The sequence below is a fragment of the Priestia sp. D51 genome, from assembly GCF_053345675.1.
In genome coordinates this window covers 138,188-154,718 of record NZ_JBLTIR010000006.1, presented here as the reverse complement: position 1 = coordinate 154,718, position 16,531 = coordinate 138,188, and the positions used below count along the sequence as shown (strand labels likewise).

Sequence of the window (16,531 nt, the reverse complement as noted above, 5' to 3'; positions counted from 1 at the left end):
AATAAACTAGATTTTAATTGGTGAAATCTGAGTTAGGAGTTGATCTAATTTGAAAATGGGAGTAAATCAAATTGAACTAAATGGTTTAACATTTCAATATCGAGAGTCGGGCGAAGCTTCGGCACCCGCGATTATTGCACTTCACGCTTTGGGAATGAGTGCAGAGTCGTGGGATGAAGTAGCAGCTGTATTAGGAGAGGAATATCGATTTTTAGCTTTAGATCAGCGAGGACACGGTGGAAGTGAAAGAACCGGCACCTATACGTTTGAACTTATGTGTGATGACTTACTTCAGTTCGTAAATGCCATGAATTTGGAGCGCTTTACGTTGATTGGGCATTCTATGGGCGGTACGGTGTCCTATCTTTTTTCTGAAACATTTCCAGAAAGGGTAGATCAATTGATTGTTGAAGACACTCCTCCACCTTTTACAGGAGAAAAGTTCGAAATCCCAGCCAAACCGCCTGGTTCTTTACCGTTTGACTGGGAGGTTGTACCTTCAATCCTTCAACAGTTAAACAACCCCAATCCTAAATGGTGGGGAAGTCTTACAGAGATAATTGCACCTACTCTCATCATAGGAGGAGGATCCAGCCATATCCCTCAAGATAAATTGCAGGAAGTTTCTAAGCGCATTCCAAATTGTAAATTAGTAACGATAAAAGGGGCTGGACATGAGGTGCACGCAGGAAACTTATCCGCTTTTTTAACTGCTGTGAAAAATTTCCTTGATTCGTGACTTTCTGGAGCTTTTATTTAATTTGAAAGTTTGGTTAAGTAAATAGAATTTTTAAAAGTTATTAAACTTTTATAGAAAGGGAGACTATACGTTAGTCTCCCTTTTAACTTGTATATATGTTAATATATAGATTATATGTAATAAAATTCATAATTAAATAATTTTTGTGGAAGATAAATAAATGCTCATCTAATGAGTTATAGAGAGTGCTATAACTCATTAGATGAGCATTTTTGAAAGGAGGAGAGTTTCTTGTTGAAATTTATAGAAAAAGGTTTTTTCTACGGCCTTATTTTAGGAGGATCATTAGGTTTCTTTGTGATTCCATATAAAGAAGTTGAATCAGTCGGTGATGGTGTAACAGAAACAACCTATTTAAACCTTATTGATTTTATTATTCATCTAATTCGCTTTAGTATTGTGATAGCTGTACTGGGGGCGATAATAGGGTTCTTTCTTTATAGGAAAAAGAGCTTGGAGTGATTCACCTAAACTTTTTTTCTACTGATTAATTACCTTATGTTAAAGGATAATAATTAAAAAGGAACGCAAAATATTTTAGTTTGATTTCTTTTGTAGTAATTCCAGTATTTATTATGGAGGGACCTTTATTTTTCACGATTAATTTCGGTGAAAAATAAAAGAAAAAGCACTTATATTGAATATTTGTATGTTAAAATTTGTATGTGGAATGTAAAAACACAATTCGGTTGGTAGTCCGGATGCATTGATATGTATCAATGTCAGTAACCTTCCCCTCCTCGGGATGTCCATCATTTCATAGTATGTTTAGAGGAGGGAATCGTTATGTCATTAACGATTTACCATGATGGTCAGTTTTGGATAGGAATTATTGAAGTTGTAGAAGGCGGTAAATTAAAAGCATTTCGTTATGTATTTGGAGCAGAACCAAAAGATACAGAGATATTAGACTTTATTCATCACAAATTGTTAAATCTGATTAACCAATCGATTCATTCAGGTCTTGATGTGAAAATAAAATCTAATAAAAAGGTCAACCCAAAACGTTTACAGCGCCAAGTAGCAAAAGAAGTAAATAAAATTGGTATTTCTACTAAAGCTCAAGAGGCTATGAAACAAGAGTACGAAGAAAAGAAAAAAAGTAGAAAAAAGAAATCTAAGCAATACCGTGAAGAACTAAAGGAACAAAAATATTTGATGAAGAAACTAAAGGCGAAAGCTAAGCACAAAGGTAAATAGAGTACGAATAAAGAGCCCTATTTACGGCTCTTTATTTGTTGTTATTCCTTTACTATCGGAACATTCTTAAAAAAATGTTCTCGAATAGCTGCCGATTTAACTGTTTTATTTATCTTTTCTTTATTATCATCTATAAATTGCTGTGCTTTTTCTTTATCAAATAATTTATTACTATCCGGTAAAGTTTTAATGTTGCCAGAAATAAACTCTTCCATTTCTTCTCTAGATACTGAGAATTTTTGATTGTCTACTTTAAAACTGTAACCTTGAGCATTAGGCACTAATATTGCTAAATAAATAGCATTGTAAAGAAAGTTTTTCTCCAATGTATTCTTACCGTCAAACCAATATTTTAACGTTTCATCTTCTGAAAGAGAGCCCGCTTTAGTACCATACGTTATTTTTAGCGTTTTATTATGTAAATCAATTTCTTTAAATGTTTCTCCTCCAGGCAAGTCCCTTACGATAGCTACCACGTTAGAATTATTTCCAACATAAGTTCCGCTACGCTCTTTAAGCTTTTTTACATCAACAGTATTAATGCTTGTAACTTCTTCTTTTTGAGAACAGCCGGTTATGCCTACTAGGAGTAATAAGATTAAACAAAAAAATACCTTAAAATATTTCATAAAAAGCCTCCATTTTCTTACTTTAATACCCTTATGTGGATATTTCATGAATTATTAGTGTATCGTAAATAGGCTGTCTTGAAAAGGTGTAGGTCCTTTTGTACAAAATACCCTTTGCTATAGAAAACGTTTTTGTCAACTGCTAGTAGAAGAAAGGAATTTTGAAATATGAAAAGACCCCAAAGCTTTCTTGAAAAAGCGCTTTGAAGTCTTCATTTCTCTTTTTTTACTTTTAAGAGCTAATCCCTACAATTGCTTCGATAATTTGGTCCCAGTCCTCACTATGAACTTCATGTCCTGTACCCTCAAGAGCTATTAATTTAGCATGAGAAATAGCTTTTGCAAGAGCAAGTCCATGTTCATAAGGAAGTGCCGGATCTTTTGTTCCATGAATAATCAGCGTAGGTGTGCTAATTTCACTCAATCTGTCATAATATTGGCCTCCTCCTTGAAGTAAAGCATGATTAAATCTACTCGGCAACTGTTTGGCGCGGGCAGCTTCTCTTTTTGCTAGCTTATACATTCTTTCCTTTTCATAAGGTTTTGTTCCACTTAACGTTTTCCATCCACCTGCAAGGTAGTGAACGGTTGCCTCTTGATTTGACCAGTCTATGGAAGTACTTTTTGTATGATAATCAAGTATACGCTGGTCCATTGGAGGCAATTTTTCCGCCTCAGTTCCAAAAATGCTTGATGCAATTAAAGTAAGAGAATCTATGCGTTTTGGATATCTAAGAGCAAGAATCTGACCTATCATCCCGCCCAACGACATTCCAACAATATGAGCTTTTTCTATAGAATAAGCATCTAAAACGCCAATTGCGTCATCAGCCATATCCGTTATTGTATAGTTAGAAGTACCGGGTGGATAAGTGGTAGAGCGGCCTAAATCACGATGGTCGTAACGAATAACAAATCTCTCCCTTTCAGCGAGGCGAAGACAGAAGTCTTCATCCCACCAATCTAACGAGGACATTGCTCCCATTATTAAAAGAATAGCCGGATTTTTAGGGTTCCCAAAACTTTCTGTGCAAATCTCTACTTTATCTATTTTTAGTATTTGTTCATTCATTTGTGTACCTCCTTTTAAGTGTTAGAAAAATGAAAAGCAGCCCTTTATTCACTTCTCTAAAATGAGAATATTTCCTTTTTGAATTTTATTTAGGTAATCGATTGTTCCGTCTGTTACCTTATTGACTAGAATAGAGCAGGAAAGTTGAATGTACGTATGGAAAACTACTTATGTGAGGTGAAATAAGAATGGATGATTACTATGGAGAGCTTTGCACAAGGTTATACGAAGTTGATAAATCCGTTGCAAAGAGAAAAGAGCTGGAGTTTTATCTTTCCTTTGTAAAAGACCAAAATATGAAAGTATTAGAACCGATGTGTGGGAAAATACTTTTAACAATTATAAAGAAAAAAAGTGAAATTGAAGAACTAGTAGATTGGACTGAAACAAATAGAGTATCTTTTAATAAAGAAATCATCGTCGTTTACAAAAAAAGCTTCTACGATAGAAAAGCGAGCTCTTTGAATACTAAGATAAAATATGAGCTACTTCAAGGAAATCAGACAAAAAAGGTGGAGATAATGGATTTCCCTCTTCGACTTTATGGCTCAGAAGAATTTGAACGTATCCTTAGCTCTAATGGATTTAACAATCTTACTGTTCATGAAGTAAAAGATGGCTACGGAGAAGGCATGTCATTCTCTGTCTATGAGTGCAGAATATAGACATTGTAATACCATTTAAACTTTGATTACCTTTTTCATTCATTACAACTTGATAGATTAATATACATATACAGGATTGCTGAAATCGTGTGCTATTGGTGAGCATATAAATTCAGCGTTCCCATGAGGAGATGCTTTATGAAGCGATTAATAAATAAAATTGCGATTGTTACTGGTGCTAGTCGGGCAAAAGGTATTGGTACTGAAATATGCAGGGAGTTAGCTAAAGAAGGGGCAGATATTTTTTTCACTCATTGGTCAAATTATGATCGTTTAATGGATTATTGTAATGAGGATGATTTTAATTGGTCGAAGCATCTGATTGAGGAGATACGCAGTCTGGGAGTACGATGTGAATCGATGGAATTGGATTTATCACAGCCCGATGCATCAAGAAAACTGCTTGATACAGTTCAAACCAAACTGGGTTCTCCATCAATCCTTGTAAATAATGCAACACATTCTGTAGACGTAGATTTTCGTTCGATAGATGCTGATGTTCTCGACGCTCATTATAACGTGAATGTTAGAGGAACATGTCTTTTAACTGTTGAGTTTGCACGTCTAATCGAAGGCAAGCATGGCGGTCGAATTATTAATATGGTATCAGGTCAAGATAAGTCACCTGAGCCTGGCAATTTGGCTTATGTTGCCACCAAAGGTGCCGTTTCTACATTTACTAAATCAGTTGCTATTGAATTAGCACCTCTTAAAATTACTGTTAATGCTGTAGATCCTGGACCAACTAATACTGGGTGGATGAGCAGTAAGTTGAAGGAAGATTTACTGCCGAAGTTCCCAATGGGTCGACTTGGTGAGCCCCGGGATGCCGCAAAATTAGTTATTTTTTTAGCAAGCGAAGAAGCAGAATGGATTACCGGACAAATTATCCACTCAGATGGTGGCTTTTGGTGATTTAACATAGTAGCGGTCTCCCACTTTTTTAGCGGATTTTTGTATGAAATAAGCAGTCAAAAAGATCTTCGAATGAAGATTCTTTTTTTATAATGTAAAGTAACATTAATGGGCTATGAAGGGAAAAGTACGGGCTGTCCTAAATAGATGGTGAAATAAGGTATATCATTGTGGTAAATGTTTTATCACTTTCACTTATTAACGACAAATCGGGTATATTCAGGGGGAATATTTATATGTCAGGCTTTAAGGACGAAGAAGTACTAACAGGAGGGAATGTTTCTAACGTTTACCGCTCGGGAAATACCGTACGACGAGAATTAAAATCAGATAGTCATAAATTTCATAAGCTATTAAAGCATTTAGAAAACAAGGGGTTTACTTATGCACCAAAATTTTTAGGCATTGACGAAAAAGGGAGAGAGGTCTTGTCATTTATTGAAGGTGAAGCTGGTAATTATCCCTTGAAGAAATATATGTGGTCCGATGCTGTTTTGATAGAAATAGGAAAAATGCTCCGTCTTTATCACGATTCAGTGAGTGATTTTTCATTTGATGACAGTTGGAAATCAATAGATAACACGCCTAAACCATTTGAAATACTATGTCATAATGATTTTGCTATATACAACATTATTTTTAATGATGAGAGACCAATAGGAATTATTGATTTTGATGTTGCTGCACCTGGGCCAAGACTTTGGGACATTGCTTACACTCTTTATACGTGCGTCCCTTTGAGTAGATTTTATCTTTCTGAAAGGGGTGAGAAAATTCATTATAATTCATCACAGCATGTTCAAGATAGAAAGCGAAGAGTGAAATTATTTTTTGAATCTTATGGCGAAGAATTACAAGAAGGTTATTTGGAAATGGTATTGCTGCGATTAGAGGGGTTATGTAAAACAATTACAAGAAAAGCTAGTGAAGGTGATATTGCGTTTCAAAAAATGATAGACGAAGGGCATCTTGAGCATTATCAAAACGATATCAAATTCATTTATGAACATACAAAAGAATGGATTTAATTTTAATAGAGGAGCCCTTGTCATGCGAATTATTAATATTAGAGAACAGGTAGAGTACAAAGACAAAGCTATTGAATATACTCAGCGTAAGTGGGCGAGTAAAGAGAATTTAAAGCTTTACGAAGACTGTATTATACATAGCTTAAACACAAATAGTTGTCTTCCAGTCTGGTACCTGTTAGAAGACGAAGGAGGAATTATCGGCTGCGCAGGGCTTATCACCAACGATTTTATAAGTCGAATGGATTTATGGCCCTGGGTGTGTTCTCTTTACATTGAAGAAAGTTATCGAGGTAAATCCTTAGGTGAGCAACTTCTTTTAAAGCTGAAAGAAGATACGAAAAATGCCGGATTTGATAATCTTTATTTATGCACCGACTACGTTGGATACTATGAAAAGTATGACTTTTCATATATAGGCGATGGTTATCATCCGTGGGGGAGTAGTTCAAGAATCTATAGGGCCAATTTAATAGGTTAACTATCAATTTTTTTATAAAATGTTTTTAGCTGTTTCAATCAGTGAATAGCGGGTATAAGTTGATTATACAAGCGTAGCCCCCCCAGGAACATGCATGTATATTTCTTTTTCTTACTTACCCTGTTGAATCCTCTTTTTCATGGAGGATTCTTTTTTATGTCTAAAAGAAGACTTCTCAGACTATATACATCAAACACCTTAAACATCCCTTATGTATTTTATACTCACTGAATTTAGGTCACGTTACAAGATGAAAGAGATTCAGAGGTCTCATGGGACTGTGGATAAATGTAAGAAACCTTGCAGAAATACTAAAGACAGGTATAGCCAAATTTTTATTTTATAAAATTTTTTTATACTTTTACGCGTTTTGCTTATACCAATTTTTGCTTTCTTCATAGTATGTACTATAAGTGTATAAGGAGGTGGAGTTATGCCAGGACGTCGTAGTGGGGATCGTCGTACATCTCAATCTCAATCTCGTTCTATAGTAGATAATTTTCGAAGAGGAGATAAAATTCAAGTTTTTTCTGCTGGAAGACAGCTTGATGGAAATGGTACGTTTATTCGAGCAGAAGGCGGATTTTTAGTATGGGAAGATAATTCAGGTAATAGAAATACGACTAGTTTAGAAAGTATCAGCGTTCGCAGATTAAGAAAACGTAATTGCTAATAATTTGGACAGGCTCTGATTTTATATAAATAAAAAACACCTTCAAGCTGATAACTGGGTATGAGGTACCGAGCAATCACTTGGAGGTGTTTTTTCTCATAGGAAACATCAGAAATAAGTTTTTTGACAGTATCACTTATAGATTAATACCTTTCATAAGACGGAAGGTTTCAAGAAGCAAAACGTTTAACCCTAGCCATACTCCTCCAAATACATATCCTGCTGCAATGTCACTGGGGTATTGTATGCTCAGATACAAACGACTAATGGCAATAAGCAATAAAATAAGAATGGCCACTATTGGTGCTACTGTAGGAACCCACAATCTTTTAGAGTGTCGAACCAGCATAAATACAGCAAACCCATAAATAACAAAAGCCAGTAAAGACTGCTCGCTTGGAAAGGTGTATGAAAGCTGTTCTATCAACGATTTTCTAATAGGGGAGAAATGATGGAACATTCGTCTCAGGCTTTCTTCGTATAGCTCGCCGCCGCCTGCAACAACTACCAGAGATAATAATTCAATTTTTTTATCTCTGCCTTTCCATAAAATCCATACAAGTGTAAAGAAAATCAATGTTGCCAGAGCTTCCCTAGATCCTAGCATGAAAAACACCCGCATTGGTACATTCCAATCTTTATTAAAAAGAGCTGTTATTAATAAACTCGTTATTTTGTTAAAATCTCCAAACTCGTTTGCGATAAAGTCTTGCGTCATTCCAATCATAAGCAGAATAAACCCTAATGTAACTAATGCTGTAAATATAAAAACAAGACCCGCCCGTTTCCGCGTATGAAATGCGTTTACTATCCACTTGAGGCAATTAATTGCTATCTTTTTAATCGTTACTTTGAACTTTTTATAAATGTAAATAGCTGCGAACAAACTTACAGCTACAATCAGCCCAATGACAAAATACTTCTTAATAGAATGATGAAACTGTTCCCACTGAGGTCCTAATAACTTTCCTAAAGTAATAAATGTGGTAACCCAAAGAAATGATCCACTATAGGCATACAGTGCATACGTACGAAAGGGAAGCCGAGTAATTCCTGAAAAATATCCTGTAATATGTCTAATAACTGGGAGGAAATAAGCAATAATCAACAGCTTGTTTCCATGTACACCAAACCATTTTGACATTCTTTCAATTCGCTCTGGCCCCATATGAAGGGTTTTTCCGTATTTATCAAAAAAGGGAGTCCCTAACCTATAACCTACCCCGTAGGCTATGGTCATTCCAACCATACTTCCCATACCAGCCACCAAGATACTTCCCACCCAGCTCAAATGTCCTTGAAAAGCAAGAACCCCAGCGTAGCCCATGAGCAGCTCCCCTGGAAGAGGAAGTGCAAGAAGTTCCAGCATCAATGCTAGAAACAGCACGATATATCCGTATTGATTTATATAAGATGTGATAAAATCCATGGTTTGTCCTTCTTTCATAGTATGTATGCATCTAAAGCACAGTCGGTAAGGCGAATATGCTTACATGCGATTGAAATACAAAGGTCAAAAGATTAATTTCATCTTTGTATTTCTTTTAATGTAGCACTATTTATTAAAAAAACTGGATTTTTCATTAATTTTTAATGTTATTTTTAGCCTATTTTTAATTACAAAACGTAGACTGAAAATGTGCTATTTGAAAGCTCAACTTAAGACTGTTTGTTTTTCTAATAAATAGTGTAAGGAGTTCCTAACCAATCTATGTAACGAAAAAGAAGAAAAGATATACCCTACAAATCGATTAAAAAGGGGAACTACCCATTATTCCTTTTTTATCAGCAGAGCAATTCTTTAATTGCCTAAACAAAAGAACAAAAAGATGTGCTGAAAAGTCTAAGTTTTACCCCACAGCACAAGCATACAAACTACAAGGAGGGAAAAGTCATGAATAACCGTGAACGGGATAAATACTTAATTCTTTCCGCTACGTTTGGAGAAGGACATAAACAAGTGGCAAATGCGATAAGTGAAGCAGTAAGTAATGTCGTTGCTGATGCTGAGCCTATTACCATTGATATCATGGAGTGGGTTCATCCCAACCTTTATCCAATCAGCCATTATATTTATAAAAAAGGAATTAAGAAGTTTCCACAAGTGTATAGCTTTTTGTATGAAAAAACTCGTGTGAAAAATTCTTTTTCCGTTAAGCTAAATTCGATCTTTTTATCGGGTATGGAAACCGTGCTTAAAATCATACAGGAAATAAAGCCGAAAGTAGTGGTTAGTACCTACCCATTTGCCGCGGGAATTATATCAAAATTAAAAGAGCAAGGGTTAATTGATATTCCAGCGGTAACCATCATCACAGATTATACGGATCATTCTTATTGGATTCATTCCTCTACAGATCAATATGTGGTAGGGTCTGCTCTATTGCGTGATCAACTAATTGCGTTAGGGGTAGAGGCAGATAAAATTAAAAACACTGGAATACCTGTACGGAAAAGATTTATGGATGTTCTTCCAAAGGATCTTCTCTTAGAAAAATATATGATTAATCCCAATATATTCACCCTGCTCATCATGGGAGGGGGCGACGGATTTTTTGGGAAAGGACTTTCAACCTTTAAGGCCTTAGAATCCATTTCTACACCGATGCAACTTTTTATAGTATGCGGTAAAAACAAGAAGTTAAAAACACAATTAGAGTCGGAATTAAAAGACTCGAAGCATGACGTGAGAATTTTGGGATATTGTGAAAAGGTTGAAGAATTAATGGCTATTTCAGATTTAATGATCAGCAAGCCGGGGGGAGTGACAACGTCTGAGGCAATGGCGATGGATTTACCCATATTAATTTACCATTCGTTACCCGGACAAGAAGAAGACAATGCAGAGTATTTATGTCGTTCAGGATTCGCACTTTCTGTAAAAACAGAAGAAGAGTTGGTTGCGCGGGTCGAAAATCTGGTTCATGATTCAGCACCTTTAAAATGGATGAAACAAAGAATAAAAAAATACCAAACTAAAACGTCATCCATAGACGCTCTCCATGTCATTGTCGAAGCAGCAAGACGTAGTCCATTACTCAACGTAAATGATAGAACAATACAAAAGCAAAAGGAGATAGAGGTGAGTATATAATATGGAGTTCATGATTTCTGCTATTATTTTTTTAATTTTATTATACACCGTTATTCCGTATTTCCTATCACGTGGTCTAGGAGTAAACGTAGTTAAAAGGGGAAGGGATTTATCGAAAATTGCTTTTACGTTTGATGATGGTCCGAACCCTATTTATACGCCGATACTTCTTGATTTATTGAAGAAAAATGAGGTGAAGGCAACCTTTTTTGTGGTCGGTACCAAAGCAGAAAAGTACCCTGAACTGATTCAGCGAATGCATAATGAAGGCCACTTAATCGGAATTCATAACTACGTACATCACTCCAACTGGTTTATGTCGCCTTGGAAAGTTCAAAAAGGACTGAAGGATACAGCCAAGGTGATTGAAGCTATCACGGGAGTCGAGCCTAGATATTATCGCCCGCCTTGGGGAATGCTTAATCTTTTCGATTTTATCAAAAGAGGTAAATATAAGATTATTCTATGGTCAATCATGGCGGAAGATTGGCGAACCTCTGGCGGAAGCGAAAAGATTAAACAGCGCCTAGCAAATATAAAAGGCGGGGACGTGATTTTGCTGCACGACTGCGGAGATACGCTCGGGGCGGAATCTGAAGCTCCGAGAAACACAATTAATGCGTTAAGAGATGTATTAAAAACAGTGAAAACAAAAGGATTCACTTGTGTCCGTGTTGATGAATTGGTAGAGAAGCTATAGGTAGTAAGAGAACTATCTTTATTAAATTAAAACTTGCGAATGACATTTTAATTCTTGTCATTACCGTAACTAAATATCTTATCTGTTATAAAAAAGAACCTCTATTTTAAAGAGGTTCTTTTTTATGGCCAGTAAAAATATATGGTAATATAATCTTATATTGGATATATTTATAATTTTGTGGTTTTTAAAATCTGTGTTGAATCAGCAGTCAATTTAAACGACATCTATGAAAGTAGGGCAGTTCTTGAAAAAAGTTATTTTGAAATTCTTTGTATATTTTTTAATCTTCTTCGGAGGAAACGTAATAATTAATATTCTGTTTACCTCTAATTCTGATCTTTTAACAGCATTTTCAACCGCTTTTGGAGTTTCCTTTGGGATTGCTATCTTTGAGTATTATACACATAAAAAAGGCAAGGAGGCGTAAAGTGCAGTGTTTTTTACCCAATACATAAAAGATTTTATTAGAAACGTAAATATCATAGTATTAAATTATAAAAATTTTGAGGTTTGAGATGGGAAATTCGTTGAATTACATTTATTTTTTTATTGCCATTTTAGTTGTCTTATACTTTTTTATCACCAATAGACACTCTAGAAAGCCACTATTCATGTTGTTACTATCGATGATTTTATTTTATAGCAGCGCGTATTCTTTTTACTATAAGACTTACCCAATTAACTTACTCAGTACATTATCAATACTTGTGTTTTGGTGGATTATTCTTTTATTACTAAGAGAGATTTATTCTAGAGAAGAAAATGTTTTCTGGAGTCTTTGTTTAATCTATGTAGCGCTATACCACTTTTTGCATTATTTTTTTGATTCATTGGCTCAAAAGAACTTTTGGTATGGGTCTATTTTTTATGTTTATACAAATGTAGGATTAGTTCTGCTTGGCTTGTACTACTTCGTGAGAATCTATAAAAATAGAGCCGTACATTAAAATAAATAAAGCTCGTTGTAGGTGAATTTTTAAAATTCTTGTTACGTTAAATTTTTTATAACAGATTGCTTTGCAGAAGATCAATTATTTTCCATTATTTAATAAATAGTATTAAATCTCATGGACGCCTTGTATATTTTTATATTATTTACCGCAATTTAAAAGAAAAAGGTGAGGCTGATATAATGGCTAAAATAATTTCATCCTTATGTATTTTGCTGGGGGCTTATGCTCTTATTGTATTCATCGACGTTTTTCAGGGAAACTATACGTTTCAATCGTTTTATAATCTAAAACAATATTTTGTAATTGCACGTGGAGAAGATTATTTTTTGATTGTTTTATTTGCTTTGTTGTTCGTTACTGTTAGCATTTTTCCTGTTTTAAAAAAACAATAGCCTCCCTTGTCATGAAAGGGTAGGCTTTATTTTTTGCTTAATATATGCTGTAATCAGCAATAGGATAGGAATTGCTATATGAAAAGGGAGGTGTAATAAATAAGGAACAACTTTGAGCCCTTCATTTATATGAGCTTGGTAGCTAGGAGCAATCATCAGTGAGGAGAAAAAAATAACACCACCAATTAGATAAATGTTTGTAACAGAAGGTTTCATACGAAACAAATCAGTTGCCCCAATCACGGCACAAAAGAAATAGATGGATATTTTAACAAAACCTAAAATGACCATGAGAATAAGAATAAAGGTATCCAGCCTTTGAATAAAACTGGCTATGTTAATGTAACTCACAGCTGTAAGAGCTGGGAAAGAAGATCTTAAAACAGTCTCTGGTCCGAGTACACATAAAAGAATAATTGAATTAATGGTTAAGACAATCCCTCCTATTATAATGGCGGATAGTCCAATTGTTGCAGCCTGACTTTTTTTATTCAAATAAGGAAGAAGCATAGTAAAGGTAATCAATTCTCCGAAAGGGACAGTAATGCCAAGAGGGACTAACTCTTTCCCTATGTTTCCCCATCCATTTGCTAATACGGGTTGAAGGTTTTCCACTTTGATATAACCTCCTACTACATACAAAACATTTAATATAAAAAGAGTCAGTAAAATAACAACAAAACATAAGCATGTAACTCGTGCGAATGCTTCTATTCCCAAGTGAATACTATAAATTAACACAAAGGTCATACATATGCCGAGCGTAATAATCGATGTAACATAGTAAGAAGAGCTAATTAGTAATTCTTCAAAATCACGTAGTACTCTAGAAGCAATATAAACAAAATATATAATATAACCAAAGCTGATAGCACTGCCTACGTATTTACCCCAGATTTTAATAAGATAGCCGGTTAAAGGCATATTAGGGTATCTCTTATATAAGGAGATATAGACTAAATACAGTGCACATCCAAAAATAGTAGCCAAAAAGGGAACGATCCATGCATCTTGCTTAGCAGCCTTTCCTATATCTAAAAGCAACGTACTGCCTAATATAAAGATAAACATCATACAAAATAATTGAAACCCATCGATTTTTATTTTAGTCAATGCTTTTTCAGCTCCTCATCTAATTTACCTCATAAGGATTTGTACGCATTCCGGTATTTACGATAGTGACGTTCACATTCATCGATACCTTCGCACTTGAAAATAGACTCTCCCAATTCTGTTTATGCTGACGCCAATAACTAGGGTTGGTTCGAGATAAGCTATCACCAAAGCCAAATATATCTGCCTTTTCTTTTTGTGCGATGCTAATAGTTTTTGTAATTTCCTTTTGTAGTTCATTTTGGACTTCTTTTTCCAACTCTTTTAATACCTTAGGGTTGCTTAAATCTTTTTGGCATGATGTTTCCGTAATTTCTCCCATCACATCCAGATCTGTATGAATAAAAGGTTGTCCACGGCGGATTTTTGTTTTTATTTCACTTTTTATTCCAGTCGCTGTAACTGTGATATTCTCATTTATATTACAAGGGAAAACAAGAGCTGTGCTCTTCACTTCAGACGTAACAAGTTGAACAGATCGAGCTTCATCCCCATCCAGCCATCGAACTAATTTTCCTTTTCTAAACATAGCTAATCCTTTTACCTGCATAGCACTTGGGCTGGTATTCTCTAAATTGCCTGCTTCTTCTGACTGCTGAGAGGGTTTGTTAATATTGATTCCAGGAAGAGATAGATCTTTTCCCTCACTCAAAAGCATAGAAATAACTTCATATGCTTGTACATTACTAACTATTCCATACATTTTTTGATTGTTCTGGGTTGTACTTAGGATACTTTTGACTGGAGTAACCTCAAAAGGTTCAATCACACCAAGCAATTTCTCAGCAGTTCCATCACGCGCAATAAAAACTGGAATACTTGTACGAGCTTGTTTGCCTCGATCCAAGGCATCAAATAATAAGCTAAGACCATTTCTTGCTAACTTTTCACCTACGACGATAAGCGAAAGATGAGAAGTAATATGTTCTCTTGGAATGACGACAGAGGCTTTTTTTAATGCTTCCACTAACGATTTGGCAGTTACTGTGTAGTTAATGACAGGAAGACCCTGTCCTCCCGACGAACTGCCTTGTGACAAACCACTTGGGTTAATAATCTGATAGGTTACTTTATAGGGTTCTTCCGAATTTTTATTCTCATCAATTCCCAGTCCTATAATGACTCCTATTTGGTTCAATTCTCGATAATTCGAACACCCTGAAACACATAAACAAAGGGCAGTAATCCATAAAAGTGAAAGGTAACTTTTCATTTTTCATCCTCATTCATCTTTATGTGGCTTCTATTTATTTTGTTGTTTTCTTAAAAGAGATGGTAAAGAGAATCGAGCTAAAGTATCCTTTTGCTCTTTAAAATCAAAGGGGGCAAAAGGTGAAAAGTAGGGGACACCGAAAGATCTTAGACTACTTATATGAAGCCATATACATAAGGTCATAAGCAAAATTCCATATAAGCCAATAAATGCTGAAATTAGAATCAAGATAAATCGAAAACCCCGGGCCGCATTGACAATGCTAGTAGATGGCAGTGTAAAATTGCTGATGGCAGAAATAGCAACAATGATCACAACAGCCGCTGATACAAAACCTGCTTCTACAGCTGCTTGTCCTAAAATCAGTGCTCCTACAATGGAGACTGCTGGTCCGATTGCTCTAGGCATTCGGATTCCTGCCTCTCGCAACATCTCAAAAGCTAGTTCCATCACTACTATTTCTACAATTGCTGGAAAAGGAACTCGTTCTCTTTGAGCCATTAAGCTGACCATTAATGTGTTTGGAATAAGTCCCTGATGATGCGTAATCAATGCTAAATAGATAGCAGACGCATACATAGAAAGAAAAAAAGAACCAAATCTCAAGATCCTTAAAAAGGAAGCAATATAATAATTTTGATAATAATCTTCGGGAGACTGAAAAAATTGAGAAAAAATAGCGGGTGCAATTAAAACAAAAGGTGTTCCTTGTACAATAATAGCAATTCGTCCCTCTAATAAATTTCCTACAACGGCATCAGGTCGTTCTGTATTTAATAGAAGTGGAAAAATAGTGGTCCTATCATCCCGGATAAATTCTTCAATATAGTTCGACTCAAGGATCCCATCTACCTCAATCCCTTTTAAACGCTCTTTGATTTCTTCTACAATACGTTCATCTGCATTTCCTTGAATATACATGATTCCTATATCTGTGTGAGTTACGCTTCCAATTTTCATGCTGTCTAAACGTAAATTAGAATCCTGAATTCTAGCTCGTATTAAAGAAGTATTCGTCCTTAAATTCTCTGTGAAACTATCTTTAGGTCCTCTAACAACCGTTTGACTGGTTGGTTCTGTTACTGCGCGGGACTGAAGTTTTTTTGTAGTGCCAATGAAAATTTTAGAACTTCCATTCATTAGTATGACCGTATCACCAGTTAAAACTGCTGACACAAATTCATGCCAATTCTCTTTTATAGTCAATTGAGATACAGTCAACATCTGAGGTATTTGTTCTTCTATCTCTTCGACGGTTACTACTTGATTACTTTCTTTAAGCCACTGAATAAGAGGAGTCATGATATTCTCATTTATAATGTTTTCATCTGCTAATCCGTCAAGGTGAATAACGGCTGCTTTTAACGTGTTTTGATGCGGAGACTCAACCATTCGAAACGACACATCAGAACTATTTCCTAATTCGTTCAATAGCCTCTCTATATTTTTATTTACATCATCATATAAGGGAGTTGCTGAACAAGCTGTTGTCTTTTTTTTATTAGGGCTTTTCAGAAGATATCTTTGTCGCACGTTTTACCACCTTTTATATGAGTGAATATTTGTTATACAACGAGTAACGTTATCATTCCTATAAAATGTAAAAAATATGCACGTGAGGAAAATGCATAAAATAAAGT

At 35.2% G+C, this 16,531-nt stretch carries 17 protein-coding genes; 11 read left to right on the top strand and 6 right to left on the bottom strand.

The annotated features are described in order from the left end of the window. The first annotated feature begins 49 nt into the window (after nucleotides 1–49). From ACNHOZ_RS22410 to ACNHOZ_RS22400, 3 genes are all read left to right on the top strand, one after another. The gene (locus ACNHOZ_RS22410; RefSeq protein WP_080968568.1) at nucleotides 50–739 is read left to right on the top strand and encodes an alpha/beta fold hydrolase; all 690 of its coding nucleotides are present in this window, start codon (nucleotides 50–52) and stop codon (nucleotides 737–739) included. A gap of 252 nt (nucleotides 740–991) precedes the next feature. After that, nucleotides 992–1,222 carry a hypothetical protein gene (locus ACNHOZ_RS22405; protein ID WP_048018624.1) on the top strand — a complete coding sequence of 77 codons (231 nt, stop codon included), beginning with the start codon at nucleotides 992–994 and terminating at the stop codon, nucleotides 1,220–1,222. A gap of 324 nt (nucleotides 1,223–1,546) precedes the next feature. Beyond that, entirely contained in the window at nucleotides 1,547–1,960 is a 414-nt protein-coding gene (locus ACNHOZ_RS22400; protein WP_033578565.1) for a YjdF family protein, read from the top strand. Nucleotides 1,961–2,001: 41 nt separating this feature from the next. On the opposite strand, the gene ACNHOZ_RS22395 is transcribed toward ACNHOZ_RS22400, so the two are convergent. Next, complete coding sequence (locus ACNHOZ_RS22395) at nucleotides 2,002–2,589, bottom strand: DUF4825 domain-containing protein (protein ID WP_048018625.1); 588 nt, start codon at nucleotides 2,587–2,589, stop codon at nucleotides 2,002–2,004. Between the two features lie 232 nt (nucleotides 2,590–2,821). Continuing rightward, nucleotides 2,822–3,661, bottom strand: coding sequence for an alpha/beta fold hydrolase (locus ACNHOZ_RS22390; RefSeq protein ID WP_048018626.1), 840 nt, complete (start codon nucleotides 3,659–3,661; stop codon nucleotides 2,822–2,824). Between the two features lie 188 nt (nucleotides 3,662–3,849). Here ACNHOZ_RS22390 and ACNHOZ_RS22385 point away from each other — a divergent pair, with 188 nt between their 5' ends. The 5 genes from ACNHOZ_RS22385 to ACNHOZ_RS22365 all read left to right on the top strand — a co-directional run bounded on the left by ACNHOZ_RS22385 (nucleotide 3,850) and on the right by ACNHOZ_RS22365 (nucleotide 7,423). Then, complete coding sequence (locus ACNHOZ_RS22385) at nucleotides 3,850–4,326, top strand: hypothetical protein (protein WP_034265070.1); 477 nt, start codon at nucleotides 3,850–3,852, stop codon at nucleotides 4,324–4,326. Between the two features lie 138 nt (nucleotides 4,327–4,464). Continuing rightward, a complete protein-coding gene (locus ACNHOZ_RS22380) occupies nucleotides 4,465–5,241 on the top strand; it encodes an SDR family oxidoreductase (protein WP_048018627.1) in 777 nt (258 codons plus the stop codon). A gap of 236 nt (nucleotides 5,242–5,477) precedes the next feature. After that, a complete protein-coding gene (locus tag ACNHOZ_RS22375) occupies nucleotides 5,478–6,269 on the top strand; it encodes a phosphotransferase (protein WP_048018628.1) in 792 nt (263 codons plus the stop codon). A gap of 22 nt (nucleotides 6,270–6,291) precedes the next feature. Then, the gene (locus ACNHOZ_RS22370) at nucleotides 6,292–6,750 is read left to right on the top strand and encodes a GNAT family N-acetyltransferase (RefSeq protein WP_033578571.1); all 459 of its coding nucleotides are present in this window, start codon (nucleotides 6,292–6,294) and stop codon (nucleotides 6,748–6,750) included. A gap of 433 nt (nucleotides 6,751–7,183) precedes the next feature. Beyond that, nucleotides 7,184–7,423 carry a hypothetical protein gene (locus ACNHOZ_RS22365; protein WP_048018629.1) on the top strand — a complete coding sequence of 80 codons (240 nt, stop codon included), beginning with the start codon at nucleotides 7,184–7,186 and terminating at the stop codon, nucleotides 7,421–7,423. Between the two features lie 136 nt (nucleotides 7,424–7,559). On the opposite strand, the gene ACNHOZ_RS22360 is transcribed toward ACNHOZ_RS22365, so the two are convergent. Beyond that, nucleotides 7,560–8,852 carry a VTT domain-containing protein gene (locus ACNHOZ_RS22360; RefSeq protein ID WP_048018630.1) on the bottom strand — a complete coding sequence of 431 codons (1,293 nt, stop codon included), beginning with the start codon at nucleotides 8,850–8,852 and terminating at the stop codon, nucleotides 7,560–7,562. 465 nt (nucleotides 8,853–9,317) lie between these two features. On the opposite strand from ACNHOZ_RS22360, the gene ACNHOZ_RS22355 reads away from it, so the two are divergent. The 3 genes from ACNHOZ_RS22355 (at nucleotide 9,318) to ACNHOZ_RS22345 (ending at nucleotide 12,565) form a co-directional block, all read left to right on the top strand. Then, nucleotides 9,318–10,517 (top strand): MGDG synthase family glycosyltransferase, encoded by a 1,200-nt coding sequence (locus ACNHOZ_RS22355; protein WP_048018631.1) that lies wholly within the window; start codon nucleotides 9,318–9,320, stop codon nucleotides 10,515–10,517. A 1-nt stretch (nucleotide 10,518) separates the two neighbouring features. Beyond that, nucleotides 10,519–11,217 (top strand): polysaccharide deacetylase family protein, encoded by a 699-nt coding sequence (locus tag ACNHOZ_RS22350; protein WP_034265051.1) that lies wholly within the window; start codon nucleotides 10,519–10,521, stop codon nucleotides 11,215–11,217. Nucleotides 11,218–12,352: 1,135 nt separating this feature from the next. Then, on the top strand, nucleotides 12,353–12,565 hold the full coding sequence (locus ACNHOZ_RS22345; RefSeq protein ID WP_230683539.1) for a hypothetical protein: 213 nt from the start codon (nucleotides 12,353–12,355) through the stop codon (nucleotides 12,563–12,565). Nucleotides 12,566–12,574: 9 nt separating this feature from the next. On the opposite strand, the gene ACNHOZ_RS22340 is transcribed toward ACNHOZ_RS22345, so the two are convergent. Genes ACNHOZ_RS22340 through ACNHOZ_RS22330 form a run of 3 tightly spaced genes read right to left on the bottom strand, consistent with a single transcriptional unit; the run spans nucleotide 12,575 to nucleotide 16,424 of the window. After that, complete coding sequence (locus ACNHOZ_RS22340; protein WP_048018633.1) at nucleotides 12,575–13,678, bottom strand: GerAB/ArcD/ProY family transporter; 1,104 nt, start codon at nucleotides 13,676–13,678, stop codon at nucleotides 12,575–12,577. A 19-nt stretch (nucleotides 13,679–13,697) separates the two neighbouring features. Beyond that, complete coding sequence (locus ACNHOZ_RS22335) at nucleotides 13,698–14,891, bottom strand: Ger(x)C family spore germination protein (protein WP_048018634.1); 1,194 nt, start codon at nucleotides 14,889–14,891, stop codon at nucleotides 13,698–13,700. A 30-nt stretch (nucleotides 14,892–14,921) separates the two neighbouring features. Next, entirely contained in the window at nucleotides 14,922–16,424 is a 1,503-nt protein-coding gene (locus ACNHOZ_RS22330) for a spore germination protein (protein ID WP_053074010.1), read from the bottom strand. Nucleotides 16,425–16,531: the final 107 nt, after the last annotated feature.